Origin of the sequence: Nonomuraea sp. NPDC049758 (assembly GCF_040674635.1) — a bacterium.
Classification (GTDB): Bacteria; Actinomycetota; Actinomycetes; order Streptosporangiales; family Streptosporangiaceae; genus Nonomuraea.
In genome coordinates, this window is sequence record NZ_JBFAMZ010000007.1 from 108,129 (window position 1) to 124,184 (window position 16,056).

The following is a 16,056-nucleotide window of genomic DNA, read 5'->3' on the forward strand; positions in this document are numbered from 1 at the left end:
GTTTCGTTCACGCGAGGGGGGCTCATGCGCCGCTGGAGCCTGGCGGGCCAGATGCTGGTCCTGCAGCTGGTCGTGGTCGCGGTCGCCGTGACGGGCTGCGCGGTGCTCGCGCTGGTGCAGGCCCACCGCCTGCTCACCGAGGAGGCGGGCGCCACGGCCAGGGCCGTGGCGGTCAGCGTGGCCGCCGCGCCGGGCGTGGCCGCCGCACTCGACGACCCGGAGCCGACCCTGGCCCTGCAGCCGTACGCCGAACGGGTGCGCAAGGAGACCGGCGTCGACTTCGTCACCATCATGAAGCCGGACGGCACCCGCTACACCCATCCGAACCCGGCCGAGATCGGCCGGCGCTTCCTCGGCCACACCGGGCGGGCCCTGGACGGCCGGACGTTCGTCGAGACCTACACCGGCACGCTCGGCCCCTCCAAGCGGGCCGTGACGCCCGTGTGGTCCGGCGGCCGGGTCCGGGCCCTGGTCAGCGCGGGCATCACGATCGACCGGATCAGCGCCCGGCTGCGCGACCAGGTCGCCTGGAGCGGCCTGGTCGCCGCCCTCGCGCTCGGCCTCGGCGCGGCCGGGACGTGGCTGGTCACCGTACGGCTGCGCCGCCAGACCCACGGGCTCGGCCCGGTGGAGCTGGGCCGCATCCACGACCACCACGACGCCGTCCTGCACGCCGTGCGGGAGGGCCTGCTGCTGGTCGGCGGCGACGGCACGCTGACGCTCTGCAACGACGCCGCCAGGCAGCTCCTGGACCTGCCGCCGGACGCCGAGGGCCGGCACCTGGCCGAGCTGGGCCTGCCGGCGCTGCTGGAGGGCCACGAGGAACGCGTGCACCTGGCCGGCGACCGGGTGCTGGCCGTCAACGGCGCGGCCAGCAGGCTCGGCACGGTGGTGACCGTACGCGACCACACCGAGCTGCAGGCGCTGGCCGGGCAGCTCGACGCCGAACGCGGATTCGCCGACTCGCTGCGCTCGGCCGCGCACGAGGCCGCCAACCGGCTGCACACCGTGATCACGCTGGTCGAGCTGGGACGCGCCGAGCAGGCCGTCGCGCTGGGCACGGCCGAGCTGCGCGCGGCGCAGGAGCTGACCGACCGGGTGGTGGGCGCGGTGCGCGAGCCGGTGCTGGCCGCGCTGCTGCTCGGCAAGAGCGCCGAGGCGGCCGAACGCGGCGGCGAGCTGGTGCTCACGCCCGACAGCGACCTCGACGACCAGGGCCTGGACCCGCGCGACCTGGTGACGATCGTCGGCAACCTCGTCGACAACGCCCTCGACGCGGCCACCAGGGTCGAGGTGCACCTGAGCGCGGACCTGGACGGGGTGGTGATCAGGGTGGCCGACGACGGGCCGGGGCTGACCGCGCCGGAGGCGTTCGCGAAGGGCTGGACCACCAAGGGGGACGGCCACGGGCTCGGGCTGGCGCTGGTCGGGCAGGCGGTGCGGCGGCTGGGCGGCACGATCGAGGTGGCCGGGTCGGCGTTCACGGTGCGGCTGCCGGTCCCGGAGCGGGTCCGATGAACCGGCAAGGCGCGGCGGTGTCCGTGCTGATCGTGGAGGACGAGGAGATCACGGCCGAGGCCAACCGGGTCTACGTCGAGCGGGTGGCCGGGTTCGAGGTGGCCGGGGTGGCGCGTTCGGGCGGCGAGGCGCTGCGGTTCCTGCGCGGCCGGCCGGTCGACCTCATCCTGCTCGACCTGTACCTGCCCGACATGCACGGCCTGGAGGTGTGCCGCGCGGTGCGGGCCGGCGGGCTGCTGTGCGACGTCATCGCCGTCACCTCGGCGCGCGACCTGGCGACGGTGCGCTCGGCGGTGTCGCTGGGCGTCTCCCAGTACCTTCTCAAGCCGTTCACCTACGCGACCCTGGCCGAGAAGCTGGCGCGTTACGCCCGGTTCAGGCAGGACACCGGCGTGATCGTCGCCCAGGGCGACGTCGACCGGGTGCTCGGCACCCTGCGCGGCAGCTCCGAGCTGCCCAAAGGGCTGGCCCGCGACACCCTGGACGCCGTGTCGGCGCGGCTGCGCGAGCGGCCCGGCGGCAGCACCGCGCAGAGCGTGGCGCAGGCCGTCGGGGTGTCGCGGGTGACCGCCCGCCGCTACCTGGAACACCTGGTCGAGGTGGGGACGGCGGTGCGCGTGCCGCAGTACGGCGGGGTGGGCCGGCCAGAGTTGCTCTACCGGATCCCCATGGAAAGTTAATGGCGGTGACGCTGCCCGTTCAATCCGGGCCCTTAGCTTCTGGGTGCGATCCGATGCACTGAGGAGAAGTCACTTGCGAGTCCTGGCCGTTGTTCCCGCCCGCGGAGGTTCGGCGGGCGTTCCCCTGAAGAACCTCGCCCTGGTCGGGGGCGTCCCGCTGGTCACCCGCGCGGTACGGGCGTGCCTGCGGGCCGAGCTCGTCGACCAGGTCGTGGTCAGCACCGACCACCCGCAGATCGCCGAGACCGCCCGCGCGGCGGGGGCGACCGTGGTGGAGCGGCCCGAGGAGCTGAGCGGCGCGACCGCCTCCAGCGAGTCGGCCGTGCTGCACGCCCTGGACGCGCTCGGCGCGGACCCGGACGTGGTCGTCCTGGTGCAGTGCACCAGCGCGTTCATCGACCCCGAGGACCTGTCGGCGGCCGTGCGCAAGGTCCTGGACGGCGAGGCCGACTCGGTCGTGTCCGGGCTGCCCACGCACGAGTTCCTGTGGACGGCCGCGGGCGCGGGCGTCAACCACGACCCCGCCGTGCGGCCGCGCAGGCAGGACCGCGAGCCGCAGTTCCGCGAGAACGGCGCCTTCTACGTCATGCGCACCGCCGGCCTGCGCGAGCACGGCCACCGCTTCTTCGGCGAGGTCGCCGTGCAGCCGGTGCCGCCGCAGCACGCCATCGAGGTCGACGACCCCGAGGACCTGGAGCTGGTGCGCGCCCTGGCGCCGTTCATCGACAGGCCCGAGCCGATCGACGTGGACGCGGTCATCACCGACTTCGACGGCGTGCACACCGACGACCGCGCCTACATCGACTCCGACGGCCGGGAGATGGTCCTGGTCAGCCGCTCGGACGGGATGGGCGTCTCGCTGCTGCGCCGCTCCGGGGTCAAGGTGCTGGTGATGTCCACCGAGCAGAACCCGGTCGTGGCCGCCCGTGCCCGCAAGCTGGGCGTGCCCGTGCTGCAGGGCCTGGCCGAGAAGCGCATCGTGCTGCGCGACTGGCTGGCCATCGAGGGCCTGGACCCGGCGCGCGTGGCCTACGTCGGCAACGACGTCAACGACCTGGGCCCGATGGCCGAGGTCGGCTGGCCGATCGCCACCCCCGACGCGCACCCGCGCGTGCGCGCCGCCGCCCGCGTGGTGCTGACCAGGCCCGGCGGCTCCGGCGCGGTGCGCGAGCTGTGCGACCTGGTGGTGGCCGCCCGGCCCGAGCCGCCCGTCGCCGAGGCCAAGGCCCGGCCGCGGCTCGGCCCGGTCGCGATCGGTGACGTGATGGTCGGCGACGGCGAGCCGGTGTACATGATCGGCGAGATCGGCATCAACCACAACGGCGACCTCGACCTCGCCCGCCGGCTCATCGACGTGGCGGCCGACGCGGGCTGCCAGGCGGTCAAGTTCCAGAAGCGCACCCCCGCGATCTGCGTGCCCGAGGAGCAGAAGGGCCAGATCAGGCAGACGCCGTGGGGCGAGATGACGTACCTGGAGTACAAGGAGCGCACCGAGTTCGGTCACGACGAGTACCGGCAGATCGCGAAGTACTGCGACGAGCGCGGCCTGCACTGGTTCGCCTCGCCGTGGGACGTGCCGTCCGTGGAGTTCCTCGAGGACATGGACGTGCTGACGCACAAGATCGCCTCGGCCAGCGTCGCCGACCACGAGCTGCTGCGCGCCCTGGCAGCCACCGGCAAGCCGCTCATCCTGTCCACCGGCATGTCCACGCTGTCGGAGATCGACCAGGCGGTCGAGATCCTCGGCACCGACCGGCTGATCATGATGCACGCCACCTCCACGTACCCGCTGCCGCCGGAGGAGGCCAACCTGCGCACGATCACCACGCTCAAGGAGCGCTACGGCGTGCCGGTCGGCTACTCCGGGCACGAGCGCGGCCTGCAGATCTCGCTGGCGGCGGTCACCCTGGGCGCGGTCTGCGTCGAGCGGCACATCACGCTCGACCGCACCATGTGGGGCTCCGACCACGCCGCCTCGCTGGAGCCGTCGGGGCTGGAGCACCTCGTCCGCGACATCCGCATCATCGAGCAGGCCATGGGCGACGGCGTCAAGCGCGTCTTCCCCGGCGAGGAGGCGCCCAAGGCCCGGCTGCGCCGGGTGACCGTCTGAGTCATGACGCCGACCACTCTCTCCGTCGTCGTGCCGGTGCGTGACGGTGAGCGCTTCATCGCCGACGCGCTCACCTCGCTCGCCCGCAACGCCCGGCCCGACTTCGAGTTCATCGTCGTGGACGACGGCTCCGTGGACGCCACCCCGGACATCATCGCCGACTTCGCCCGCGACCTGCCCGGCCTGGCCGTGCTGCGCAACCCCGCCCCCGTGGGGCTGGCCGACGCCCGCAACACCGGGCTGTCGGCCGCCTCGGGGCGGTTCGTCACGTTCATGGACGGCGACGACTGGCTGGCGCCCGGCTACCTGGCCGGGCTGGTGGCGGCCATCGACGGGCTCGGCTGCGACTTCGTGCGCGTCGACCACGTCCAGGTGGAGGGGCGCAGGCGGGTGGTGCACCGGGCCCCGCTGTCGCGCCGCGGCGTCGTGCTCGACCCCCGCTCGGCGATCCTGCCGGCCGGGGAGCGGACCATGGTGGACTACCCGTACGCGTGGGCCGGGGTCTACCGGCGTTCGCTGCGGGACCTGCTGCACTTCCCCGGCTCGCTGCACACCGCCGAGGACCGGCCGTGGATCTGGCGGCTGCACCGGGAGGCGGCCACGTTCGCGGTGGTGCCGCTGGCCGGGGTGTTCTACCGGCGGCTGGTGTCCGGGTCGCTGACGCAGGTCGGCGACGAGCGGCAGCTGCACTTCTTCGACGCCTTCGAGCTGGTACTCAAGGACCTGGAGCCGGAGTTCCTGCCCAAGGCGGCGCGCAACTTCTGCTCGCTGCTGGCCCACCACCTGGAGCTCGCGGGCCGGTTCACGCCCGCGCTGCGCGCCCGGTTCGAGGAGCGGGGCGCGCAGATGGTCCGCGGCCTGCCGTCCGCCCTGGTGGCCGACGCCGTGTCGCGGATGGCCGTCGAGCGGGAGGCCGCGCTGCGCGCCCTGGTGCCCGACATTCCCCCCAGCCCCCACGTCCGGATCCGCCGGGATCGGGAGGACTCCTGATGAAGGTCTTCTACGCCTCGACGCTGTTCGGCGCGATGTCGCTGGCCGCGGCCATCGACGACGGCCGCTTCGGCGCGGGCCGGCGCGTGCTGATCGTGTCGAACAACGCGGCGATCCCCGAGGTGTCGGTGCCGCTCGACGGCACGCCCGGCTTCGCCGCCCTGCGCTCGCGCTTCGACGAGGTGCACTCCTGGAACGAGCTGATCGCCCCGCTGCACCCCTCCGACTGGCGGGCGCGGGTCATCGAGGTGCCGATGTTCGAGCGGCTGATCCGCTCCCACCTGGCGCTGGACGACGTCGAGGAGCTGGTGCTGGAGTCGATCGCGGTGCCGCCCGCGCGCACGATCGCCGGCCTGGTGCGCGACTGCCCGATCACCGTCTACTCCGACGGCCTGATGAGCTACGGGCCGACCCGCGACCCGCTGCCCGCGGAGATCTCCCGCCGCATCGAGCGGCTGCTCCACCTGGACCTGGTGCCCGGCCTGACCCCGCTGCTGCTCAGCGAGTACGGCGTGCCGCCCGTGGTGCTGCCCGAGGAGCGCTTCCGCGCGGTCGTGGACGAGGTGGCCGCCACCGCGCCGGACCTGCGCGCCGGGCAGGCGGTCGTCCTCGGCCAGTACCTGTCGGCGCTGGAGATCGTCACGCCGGAGGAGGAGGCCGGGCTGCACGCCTCGATGCTGCGTGCGCTGGCCGCCCGCGGCTGCACCGACGTGGTGTTCAAGCCGCACCCGGCCGCCGGACGCCGGCACGCGCAACTGCTGCGCGCGGCGGCCGGGCCGTTGGGGGTGCGGCTGACGGTGGCCGGGGAGAGCGTGCCGGCCGAGGTGTGCTTCGCGACGCAGCGGCCCGAGCTGGTCGTGGGCTGTTTCTCCACGGGCCTGGTGACCGCCCGGCGCTACTTCGGCCTGCCGGTCGCCTCCTTCGGCACCGGCCTGGTGCTGGACCGGCTCACGCCGTACGAGAACAGCAACCGGGTGCCGGCCACGATCGTGGACGCGCTGCTGCCCCGGCTGAACGCCGACGGCGTGATCGACGAGCCGCCGCGCACGGACCTGCCCGCGCTGGTGCGCGCGGTCGGCTACTGCATGCAGGCCGACGCCTATCCCGAGCTGCGCCCGCCGGGCGTCACGTTCGACGGGCGCTACTTCAAGCGCAAGCGCCTGGAGACGCTGGGGCTGGCCGAGCCGCCCTCGGCGTTGTCCAGGCTGCGCAGGAAGATCAGGTCAGCGATCTGAGGTAGCGGCGCACCCGCCGCTTGGCCCGGTAGCCCGCCCGCAACATCGTGGGCGGCACCTCCACCCGCAACCTGGCCCGGCGGCGGGCCGCGGCGTGCTCGGGACCGTCCAGCAGCGAGCGGGCGGGCGGGCGCGTCCCGTCCGCGGCCAGGCCGGTCAGCAGGGCCGCCCAGTCGTCGCGGCCGGCCGGGTGGAAGTAGTTGGCCTCGCACCAGCGCGGCTCGGCCGTGCGGAAGTCGCCCAGGGCGAGGTCGCCGAGCGTGCCGAGCAGGCCGCTGCCCTCGAACACCAGGTTGATCATCTCGGCGCTGACGCCGAAGTCGCTCAGCACCAGCGACGGCACGCCCATGGCGACGGCCTCCAGCGCGGCCGTCGAGCTGACCGTGACGAACCCGGCCGCCCGCGACAGCTGCTCGTGCATCGACCCGGCCGCGAACGTCAGCCTGCCGGGCTCGCCCATCTCGCGCCACAGCCGCTGGTAGTGGTGGCGTTCGTTGTGGGTCTGGCGCTCGTGCTCCAGGGCGCGCAGTTTGACCACGACCTCCAGGCCGGGCCGGCGGGCGGCCAGCTCGGCCAGCGCCGTCAGCACCCGCTCGCGCTCCTCACGCGCCCGCGGCACCTTGGCCTGGGTGGCGAACACGACCCGGTCGCCGCCGCCGGACACCGCGCCGGGCCGCAGGAACGGCAGCCGGGCCAGCCCGACCGCCCCTCCCCCGCCGAGCCGCCCGGCGATCTCGGAGAACTCGGCCACCTCGCGCTCGCTGTGGACCACGAACAGGTCGCAGCCGCTGCGGAACAGCCACGCCTTCTCCGTGGCCGGCACCGAGATGCCGGGCAGCCCGCTGACGAACACCGGCCGTGCCCGGCCCGCCGGCCGCAGCCCGGCCAGCACGTCGGCCACCAGGACGTCCACGACCGGGCCCGTGCAGCCCACCAGGATCGCGTCGGGGCGGGTGCGCTCGGCCAGGCGGCGCAGCGAGCGCGCCGACAACACCGGGGGCGCCGCGCGCCCGCCCACCGCCGCCGCGATCTGCTCCGGCGAGGGCGCGATCGGGGTGCGCACCACCACCAGCTCGCTCTCGCAGCCCGCGGGCAGGTCGTCGAGCAGGCAGGCCGCCCACTTCAGATACGAGTCGGAGTCGGCTACCGCCAGCACCCTCACCTGGAAGCTCCTGTCAAATGCGATCGCAGGCCGGGGGCCGCCCTGCTCGTCCACCAGTCGTCGGGAACGTCCACCGGCTCGACCTCGACGCCGCGCGGGCCGAGCAGCACCCGCAGCGAGGTGATCGCGGTCGAGGGCAGGCTGAGCACCCGCTGCCCGGCGTCGAGGCCGCGCAACGTCAGCTCGGCCGGCACGCCCGCGTCGTGCACCGTGATGCCGGGACGTTCGCCGATCAGCGCCAGGTCGACGGGGTCCTCGCGGCGGTGCGGGTAGTAGGCCAGCGGCTCGCGCCCGGCCAGGTCGGTCAGCCAGCGCAGGTAGTGGTCGCGGTGGACCAGGCCGTTGCGGACCAGGGACGTGCCGAGGACGACCGTGCGCTCGGCGGGCCCCTGGGCGCTCGGCGGCTGGGCGCGCAGCCAGGCGAAGTCGTGGCGGACGAGGTCGACGCCCGCCCCCCGGACGGCGGCGGCCAGCTCGTCGGGGACGGGCAGGGCGGTGAAGACCGACACCCGGCTCATCCGCAGCCGCAGCGCGGCGGCCAGGCCCAGCAGGGCGCGCGCCCGCGAGGAGGTCGCCCGCGCCCGCAGCAGCGGCCGGAACGGCCCGGCGGCCAGCAGTTCGAGCAGCCTGAGCGTGGCCAGGCCGTCGTCCACGACGACGATGCGGCCGGGGTCGGAGGTCAGCCAGCGCATCTGGACCTTGCCGGAGAACGCGTCGCCCACGGCCTGGACGCGGCGTGGCATGCGCTCGCGCGGCTCGTCCAGCACCAGGCCGGCGGGCAGGTCGAGGCGGCGCAGCTCCTTGCGGGTGGCGCGCAGCGGACGCAGGCCGGCGCGCGGCACGACCACGGTGTCCGGGCCGAGCAGCCCGGCATGGTGGGCCTCGACGGCGCACAGCATCTGGAGCGGAGACTCCACCCAGGCCGACGCCTGTCTGACCACTCTGTTTCCCCCAGCCGGTGGATGGCCTTGCACGACCCGCCTCAAGGTAGCCCGGCCTGCTTAAGCCGCAAGAAACGACACGTGAACAATGGAGGGTATGAACTCGCTGATGCTCAACACCGACGGTGTGCAGATACCACAGCTCGGCTTCGGCGTCTGGCAGGTCTCTGCCGACGACGCCGAGCACGCGGTGACGACCGCGCTGCGCGCCGGATACCGGCACGTCGACACCGCCGCCGCCTACGAGAACGAGGAGGGCGTCGGCCGGGCCGTGCGCGCCGCCGGGGTGCCACGGGAGAAGGTGTTCGTCACCACCAAGCTGTGGAACGGCGACCACGGGCGCGCCGAGCAGGCCTTCGACGAGAGCCTGGCCCGCCTGGGCCTCGACTACGTAGATCTTTTCCTGATCCACTGGCCGGTCCCGGAGCAGGACAGGTACGTGCAGGCCTGGCGGGGGCTGGAGAAGATCTACCGGGACGGCCGGGCCAAGGCCATCGGGGTCTCCAACTTCACGGTCGCCACCCTGACCCGGCTGATGGAGGAGACCGACATCACGCCGTCGATCAACCAGATCGAGCTCCACCCGTACTTCCAGCAGCGCGAGCTGCGGGCCTTCCACGAGGCCAACGGCATCCTGACCGAGGCGTGGAGCCCGCTCGGGCAGGGCAAGGGGCTGCTGGCCGACCCGGCGCTGCGCGTGCTGTCGGAGAAGTACGGCAAGACGCCCGCCCAGATCGTGCTCCGCTGGCACCTGCAGCTCGGCAACGTGGTGATCCCCAAGTCGGTCACGCCGTCGCGGATCGAGGAGAACATCGACGTGTTCGACTTCATTCTCGACACCGAGGACATGGCGGCCATGGGCGCGATGAACGCGGGGCGGCGGATCGGGCCCGACCCCGACTCGTTCAACCTGACCTGAGCGCTCTACGATCTCGGTCGTGCGAGATTTCACCTGGGGAATAGCGGCGACCGGCGGCATCGCGCGTACCGTGGGGGCGGCCATCGTGGCCGAGCCCGGCATGCGGGTGGCCGCCGTCGGCTCGCGGAGCCCGCTCAGGGCGCGGGCGCTGGCCGACGAGCTGGGCGCGGAGTCGGCCTACGGCTCCTACGAGGCCCTGTGCGCCGATCCGGCCGTCGACGCGATCTACGTCGCCACGCCGCACGCCCAGCATCTGGAGGTGGCCGAGGCCGCCATCGCGGCGGGCAAGTCGGTGCTGTGCGAGAAGCCGCTGACGGCCGACGTGGCCGACGCCGAGCGCATGGTGGCGCTGGCCCGCGCGGCCGGGGTCTTCCTCATGGAGGCCATGTGGATGCGCTTCAACCCGCTCATCCAGCGGGTGGCGGCCGATCCGCGCTTCGGTGAGATCCGGTCGGTGCGGGCCTCGTTCGGCTTCGCGCTGCCCTACGACCCCGCCCACCGGCTGTGGGCGCCTGAGCTGGGCGGCGGGGCCCTGCTCGACCTGGGGATCTACCCGTTCGGGCTGGCCCAGCTGCTGCTCGGCATGCCCGCGGAGCTGCGCATGGCCGGCTCGCTGGCGCCCAGCGGGGTCGACGCCGAGGCCGGCGGGCTGCTGCTGTACCCGGACGGGCGGCGGGCCCTGGTGGACGTGTCGCTGCTGGCACATCACGCCAACGACGCGAGCGTGGTGGGCACGTCGATGCGGGCCGACATCCTGGCGCCGTTCTGGGCGCCGCGGCGGGTGCTGCTGTCGGGGCCGTCGATGGAGACGGAGGAGCTGGTGCTCGACCCGGCCGACAACGGTTACGCGGGCGAGCTGCGCGAGGTGCGCGCGGCCACGATCGAGGGCCGCACGGAGAGCGCGATCATGCCGCTTGACGAATCCCTTGCCATGATGGGGCTTCTGGCCGAAGCGCGGGCGCAACTCTCCTAGCTGGACCTTTAGCCACTTGCCTTGCTCTTGCCCGATGTATTACCTTGTGGGGCATCTCGCGGCAGACGTCCGGTTTGTCCGGCTTTGTCCAACCATCGCAAGACATTTCACAGGATCGTCCTGTGACCGCTGAATCCGCCTCCGGGCGGAACCGGGGACCCACGTCCTTTGGGGTGAATCGGCACTTCGGTGCCGTAGGGCAGCTTCCACGTCCGAACCCGTCAGCTAACCCGGTAAGCGGCATGGAAGCAAGGAGTCAATGCCCTCGATGGCCACGCACCGTCCCATCCGTGCCCCGAAGATCACCTACGCCCACGCCGCGCTCGGCGCGGCCATCCTCGCCTCCGCCATCGGCGCCCACGCCACCGCCGCCGCCGCCGACAGCGCCGGCCCGGCCGCCGCCGCCGGCCACTCGGCCGTCGCGCCGCAGGCCGCCGCCCAGACCCGCAAGGCGGAGGAGACCCAGGTCAACGTCACCGCCCAGCAGGTCCTGGCGATGGCCAAGGCCCAGGTCGGCACCTCCGAGAACGCCTACGGCGGCGGCACCAAGTTCCAGAAGTGGTACGCCGACTCCCAGCGCGCCGCCGAGACCATTGCCCGCGACGGCGGCACCCGCGCCATGTACCTGAACGCCCCCTGGTGCTCAATCTTCGTCTCCTGGGTCGGCGAGCAGACCGGCGCGCGCCCGCAGGTCGGCTGGGACGCCTGGACCGTGGCCCACGCCAAGTGGTTCGCCGCCAACGACCGCTGGGGCACCGAGGCCAGGCCGGGCGCCGTCGTCTTCTTCTCCTGGGGCGGCAGCAAGAGCCTGGACGCCATCCAGCACGTCGGCTTCGTCGTCAAGGACAACGGCGACGGCACGATCTCCACGGTCGAGGGCAACACCGGCAACGGCAAGGTCGAGGAGCGCGTCCGTCCGAAGTCGCAGGTCGTCGGCTACGGATACCCGCAGTACGCGAGCTGACCTCCCCCCGCTCCGAGCGCGCGTCCCGCACGAGGGACGCGCGCTCGCCGCGTCTCAGGGCCGGACCGCCGCCAGCGAGTAGAGGATCGGCAGGTGCGAGTCCCCGAACGGGAACCGGTACCGGCCGTCCGCGCCCTCGGCCAGCAGGCCGCGCGGGTCCATGTCGGTCTCGACGTGCTCGCCCAGCTCGGCCACCGTGAACCCGGCCCGCGCCGCCGCCGTGACGATCTCGCCCACCGAGTGCGGGTACTCGACCGCCTCGTGGGCCTCGGTCACCACCGCGGCGTCGGCGTACGTGCCGGTCACCGTCTCCCGGTGGGCCTGGCCGCCGCCGTAGGGCCAGTCGGCCACCAGCGGGTCGAGCGAGGACACCGTCTCGTAGGCCGGATGCAGGTCGACCAGCACCAGCCGCCCGCCCGGCCGCAGCGCCATGGCCGCGCCGCGCATCCAGGCGTCCAGGTCGCCGATCCAGCACAACACGCCGTACGTGGCCACCGCCACGTCGAAGCCGCCGGCCAGCGACTCCGGCAGCCGCTGCGTGTCGGCCTCCACGAACGTGGCCGCCAGCCCCGCCCTGGCCGCCAGGTCGCGGGCGCGCGCGACCGCCACCGGGGAGAAGTCGACGCCGGTCACCCGCGCTCCGAGACGCGCCCAGCTCAGCGTGTCCAGGCCGAAGTGGCACTGCAGGTGGAGCAGGTCCAGGCCGGCGACGTCGCCGGCCAGGCGGCGTTCGAGCGCGTAGAGGGTCTGCCGGCCGGCGAGGAAGGCGTCGACGTCGTAGAACCGGTCGGCCGAGGTGGAGCCGTGGACGCGGGCGCGCTCGTCCCACAGGGCCCGGTTGGGCACGGGGGCGTCTGGTGCGGGTTGGTGCATGGGGCGAGGATGGCACATCGGCCCGCCGGCCGCACGACCGGTACGGTGCCCTGGAAGCGGACGGTCCGCGCCCGCGTGTCGATCCGGCCGGCGCCCGTTCGACGCTTCGGCGAGGCCGGCTCCGCCCCGGAGCCGCGGACGGAAGGGACGGCAGGATGAAATTCATGATCGTCGGCAAGGCCAACGGGGAGACCGAGGCCGGGGCGCTGCCCAGCCAGGAGCTCGTCGACAACATGCACGCCTACAACGAGGCGCTGGCCAAGGCGGGGGTGCTGCTGGCCGCCGAAGGGCTCTACCCGAGCTCGCAGGGCGCGCAGATCGCCTACAGCGGCGGCCGGGCCACGGTGATCGACGGCCCGTTCGCCGAGGCCAAGGAGCTGATCGCGGGGTTCTGGCTGATCCAGGTGAAGTCCAGGGAGGAGGCTCTGGAATGGGCCATGCGCGTGCCCGTCCCGAAGGGCTATGACGGGATCGGCCTGGACGTGTGGCGAGTGTACGACGCCTCCGACACGCCCGACGCGGCCTCGTCCGACCCGGTGGAGGTCGAGCGGGAGAGGGCCATGCGCCGGCGTCTGGGCGGGCGGGAGAGCTGACCTCGGCTTGCGGACCCCGGACGGTGCTGGTGTCATGAGCCGGTGATGGCTTCCGACACCCACCGGGCGATCGAGGCGGTCTGGCGGATCGAGGCGCCCCGGCTCATCGCCGGCCTGGCCGGGCTGGTCCGCGACGTCGGCCTGGCCGAGGAACTGGCCCAGGACGCGCTGGTCGCAGCCCTGGAGCAGTGGCCGGAATCGGGCGTGCCACGCAACCCGGGCGCCTGGCTGATGACGGTGTCCAAACGCCGCGCCGTCGACCTGATCCGCCGGAACGAGCGGATGTCCCGCAACCTGGCCGAGCTGGGCCACCGGCTGGAGACCGCCGCTGAGCCGCCCGAGCCCGACGAGATCGAGGACGACCTGCTGCGGCTGGTCTTCACCGCCTGCCACCCGGCGCTGTCGATGGAGGCCCGGGTGGCCCTGACGCTGCGGGTGCTCGGCGGCCTGAGCACCGACGAGATCGCCCGCGCGTTCCTGGTGCCCGAGCCGACCGCCGCCCAGCGGATCGTGCGGGCCAAGCGCACCCTGGCCGACCGGAAGGTCCCGTTCGAGGTGCCGCAGGGCGCCGAGCTGGCCGGACGCCTGTCGTCCGTGCTGGAGGTCATCTACCTGATCTTCAACGAGGGGTACTCGGCGACCGCGGGCGACGACTGGATGCGGCCCGGCCTGTGCGAGGACGCGCTGCGGCTGGGCCGGGTCCTGGCGGGGCTGATGCCCGCCGAACCCGAGGTGCACGGGCTGGTCGCGCTCATGGAGATCCAGGCGTCCAGGGCGGCGGCCCGGGTGGGGCCGTCCGGGGAGCCGGTGCTGCTGCTGGAGCAGGACCGCACCCGGTGGGACCGGCTGCTCATCGGGCGCGGGCTGGCGGCGCTGGCACGAGCCGAGAGCCTGGCCGAGGAGCGGGCCGGGAGCCCGGCCGAGGAGCGAACCGAGGGCCTGGCCGAGGAGCATGCGGAGAGCTTGGCCGAGGAACGGGCCGAGGAGCGGGCGGGCGCGGTGGGGCCGTACACGCTGCAGGCCGCGATCGCGGCCTGCCACGCCCGCGCGTTCGACCCCGGCGACACCGACTGGGTGCGCATCGCCGGCCTGTACGAGTCGCTGGCCCGGCTGGCCCGCTCCCCCGTCGTCGAGCTCAACCGCGCGGTGGCGCTGTCGATGGCCTACGGCCCGGCGGTGGGCCTCGACCTGCTCGACCAGATCGTGGACGAGCCGGCGCTCAAGGGTTACCACCTGCTGCCGAGCGTCCGCGGCGACCTGCTGTTCCGGCTGGGCCGGCGCGGCGAGGCGCGGGCCGAGTTCGAACGGGCGGCCTCGATGACCCGCAACTCCCGCGAGCGCGCCCTGCTCCACGAACGCGCCGCCGCCTGCTGAGGGCCGCTTCCCCAGAGGCCGAGCGTCGGGCCGAGCGGTGGGTAAGGCGCTGGAACGTTCCAGAAGATCGTCACGCTCCGTGACAGCAACACCTGACCGGGAGCAAGCCCGGAGCGTCCGGGCGACATGCCCTTGATGCGGCACGAAAGATGTCTCTTGAGGTGGGAGCGCTCCCAAACCGCCCTTCACACCCTTCATCCCCTTAAATCCTGATTCTGGGTGGCAAAACGCACGATTGGTAACGGTTCCGTTTCGGCGGATTGACGGACACAGCCGGTAAGTGCACCCTTTGTGGGAGCGCTCCCAAACACTCCCACCGCGGCGGAGCGCGTGCCGCGGTGCACCTCCCATCAGTCACCCGAGAAGGGGTCCCCCATGATGATCAGCAAGCGTCGCGGTCTGGCCGCGGCCTCAGCCCTGGCCGCGGCGGCGCTGACCGTCGCGTCGTGCGGCAGCGGCGACACGCCGGCCGCCGGCAACAGCCCCGCCTCCTCCGCGGCGGCGGCCGAGCCCGTCACCATCCGGGTGCAGACCTTCGGCGGCGGCTCCAACTTCGGCTACAAGAACGCCATCGAGAAGTGGAACGCCGAGCACAAGGACATCCAGATCAAGGAAGAGCACCTGACCGACCAGTTCGAGCAGCAGTACTGGCCCCAGATGATCCAGTGGCTGCAGTCCGGCAACGGCGCGGGCGACGTCATCGGCATCGACGAGGGCGGCATGGGCCTGGCCAAGGCGCACCCCGAGTGGTGGGCCGACCTGAAGGAGTACGGCCTTGAGGGCCGCAAGGCCGACTACCCCGCCTGGAAGTGGGAGAACGGCGTGACGGCCGACGGCAAGATCTTCGGCCTCGGCACCGACATCGGCGGCATGAGCCTGTGCTACCGCACGGACCTGTTCAAGAAGGCCGGGCTGCCCACGGACCGCGAGAAGGTCGCCGCCCTGTGGCCGACGTGGGACGACTTCATGAAGGTCGGCCAGCAGTTCCAGGCGAAGGTGAAGGACACCAAGTTCACCGACGGCACCAACACGCTCTACAACGTGGTGCTGTACCAGGAGGCGGCCAAGAACGGCAACGTCGCCTACTTCGACAAGGACAACAACCTCATCGTCGACAAGAACCCGGCGGTGAAGGCGGGCTTCGACTTCGCCTCCAAGCTCAGCCAGTCCGGCCTGACGGCCAAGCTGCGCAACTTCACCGACGAGTGGGCGGCGGGCACCCAGAAGGGCGCCTTCGCCACGGTCGGCTGCCCGTCCTGGATGCTCGGCGTGGTCTCGGGCAACGCCGGCGACGGCATGAAGGGCAAGTGGGACGTCGCCTCGGTGCCCGGCGGCGGCGGCAACTGGGGCGGCTCGTGGGTGGCCGTGCCCAAGCAGTCCAAGCACCCGAAGGAGGCCGCGCAGGTCGCCGACTACCTGACCAGCGCGCAGACCGAGGCGAGCATCTTCACCGACTTCGGCAACATGCCGAGCAACAGCAAGGCCCAGGCCGACGCCGCCGTGCAGGGCGCGAAGAACGAGTTCTTCAGCGACGCCCCGATCGGTGAGATCTTCGCCAAGTCCGCGGAGAGCCTGCAGCCGGTCTTCCTCGGGGTGAAGCACGCGCAGGTCAAGAACGCGGTCGAGTCGGTCATCCAGGGCATGGACGACGGCTCGGTGGCCTACGACAAAGCCTGGCAGCAGCTGGTCGACGACGCGGTGAAGGCCGCGGGCTGATCTTCCCC

General features: G+C 73.0%; 14 protein-coding genes and 1 riboswitch. Of the genes, 11 read left to right on the forward strand and 3 right to left on the reverse strand.

The window, feature by feature from the left end; translation table 11 throughout:
• Positions 1–24 precede the first annotated feature (24 nt).
• The 5 genes from AB0J46_RS20020 to AB0J46_RS20040 all read left to right on the forward strand — a co-directional run bounded on the left by AB0J46_RS20020 (position 25) and on the right by AB0J46_RS20040 (position 6,533).
• The gene (locus tag AB0J46_RS20020) at positions 25–1,518 is read left to right on the forward strand and encodes an ATP-binding protein (protein ID WP_364333712.1); all 1,494 of its coding nucleotides are present in this window, start codon (positions 25–27) and stop codon (positions 1,516–1,518) included.
• Positions 1,515–2,198: a response regulator gene (locus AB0J46_RS20025; protein WP_364333715.1), complete on the forward strand. Its 684-nt coding sequence runs from the start codon at positions 1,515–1,517 to the stop codon at positions 2,196–2,198. The genes AB0J46_RS20020 and AB0J46_RS20025 overlap by 4 nt, the downstream gene beginning before the upstream one ends.
• Positions 2,199–2,271: 73 nt before the next feature.
• Positions 2,272–4,308, forward strand: a complete 2,037-nt coding sequence (locus tag AB0J46_RS20030; RefSeq protein WP_364333718.1) for an N-acetylneuraminate synthase family protein — start codon at positions 2,272–2,274, stop codon at positions 4,306–4,308.
• Positions 4,309–4,311: 3 nt separating this feature from the next.
• Positions 4,312–5,298 carry a glycosyltransferase family 2 protein gene (locus tag AB0J46_RS20035; protein WP_364333721.1) on the forward strand — a complete coding sequence of 329 codons (987 nt, stop codon included), beginning with the start codon at positions 4,312–4,314 and terminating at the stop codon, positions 5,296–5,298.
• Positions 5,298–6,533 carry a polysialyltransferase family glycosyltransferase gene (locus tag AB0J46_RS20040; RefSeq protein ID WP_364333724.1) on the forward strand — a complete coding sequence of 412 codons (1,236 nt, stop codon included), beginning with the start codon at positions 5,298–5,300 and terminating at the stop codon, positions 6,531–6,533. The genes AB0J46_RS20035 and AB0J46_RS20040 overlap by 1 nt, the downstream gene beginning before the upstream one ends.
• On the opposite strand, the gene AB0J46_RS20045 is transcribed toward AB0J46_RS20040, so the two are convergent.
• Together AB0J46_RS20045 and AB0J46_RS20050 are read right to left on the reverse strand one after the other, a co-directional pair.
• On the reverse strand, positions 6,517–7,695 hold the full coding sequence (locus tag AB0J46_RS20045) for a DUF6716 putative glycosyltransferase (protein WP_364333726.1): 1,179 nt from the start codon (positions 7,693–7,695) through the stop codon (positions 6,517–6,519). The genes AB0J46_RS20040 and AB0J46_RS20045 overlap by 17 nt on opposite strands.
• The gene (locus tag AB0J46_RS20050) at positions 7,692–8,636 is read right to left on the reverse strand and encodes a hypothetical protein (protein WP_364333729.1); all 945 of its coding nucleotides are present in this window, start codon (positions 8,634–8,636) and stop codon (positions 7,692–7,694) included. The genes AB0J46_RS20045 and AB0J46_RS20050 overlap by 4 nt, the downstream gene beginning before the upstream one ends.
• A gap of 97 nt (positions 8,637–8,733) precedes the next feature.
• On the opposite strand from AB0J46_RS20050, the gene AB0J46_RS20055 reads away from it, so the two are divergent.
• From AB0J46_RS20055 to AB0J46_RS20065, 3 genes are all read left to right on the forward strand, one after another.
• Positions 8,734–9,555 (forward strand): aldo/keto reductase, encoded by an 822-nt coding sequence (locus AB0J46_RS20055; protein ID WP_364333732.1) that lies wholly within the window; start codon positions 8,734–8,736, stop codon positions 9,553–9,555.
• A 19-nt stretch (positions 9,556–9,574) separates the two neighbouring features.
• Positions 9,575–10,528 carry a Gfo/Idh/MocA family oxidoreductase gene (locus AB0J46_RS20060; RefSeq protein WP_364333735.1) on the forward strand — a complete coding sequence of 318 codons (954 nt, stop codon included), beginning with the start codon at positions 9,575–9,577 and terminating at the stop codon, positions 10,526–10,528.
• A gap of 117 nt (positions 10,529–10,645) precedes the next feature.
• Positions 10,646–10,783, forward strand: a riboswitch (cyclic di-AMP (ydaO/yuaA leader).
• Positions 10,784–10,796: 13 nt separating this feature from the next.
• Entirely contained in the window at positions 10,797–11,492 is a 696-nt protein-coding gene (locus tag AB0J46_RS20065; RefSeq protein WP_364333738.1) for a CHAP domain-containing protein, read from the forward strand.
• A 54-nt stretch (positions 11,493–11,546) separates the two neighbouring features.
• Here AB0J46_RS20065 and AB0J46_RS20070 read toward each other — a convergent pair whose 3' ends face one another.
• Positions 11,547–12,365, reverse strand: a complete 819-nt coding sequence (locus AB0J46_RS20070; protein ID WP_364333741.1) for a methyltransferase — start codon at positions 12,363–12,365, stop codon at positions 11,547–11,549.
• Between the two features lie 155 nt (positions 12,366–12,520).
• Here AB0J46_RS20070 and AB0J46_RS20075 point away from each other — a divergent pair, with 155 nt between their 5' ends.
• From AB0J46_RS20075 to AB0J46_RS20085, 3 genes are all read left to right on the forward strand, one after another.
• The gene (locus tag AB0J46_RS20075; RefSeq protein ID WP_364333744.1) at positions 12,521–12,958 is read left to right on the forward strand and encodes a YciI family protein; all 438 of its coding nucleotides are present in this window, start codon (positions 12,521–12,523) and stop codon (positions 12,956–12,958) included.
• A gap of 45 nt (positions 12,959–13,003) precedes the next feature.
• On the forward strand, positions 13,004–14,332 hold the full coding sequence (locus tag AB0J46_RS20080; RefSeq protein ID WP_364333747.1) for an RNA polymerase sigma factor: 1,329 nt from the start codon (positions 13,004–13,006) through the stop codon (positions 14,330–14,332).
• Between the two features lie 375 nt (positions 14,333–14,707).
• Positions 14,708–16,048, forward strand: a complete 1,341-nt coding sequence (locus AB0J46_RS20085) for an extracellular solute-binding protein (protein ID WP_364333750.1) — start codon at positions 14,708–14,710, stop codon at positions 16,046–16,048.
• The last annotated feature ends 8 nt before the right edge of the window (positions 16,049–16,056 follow it).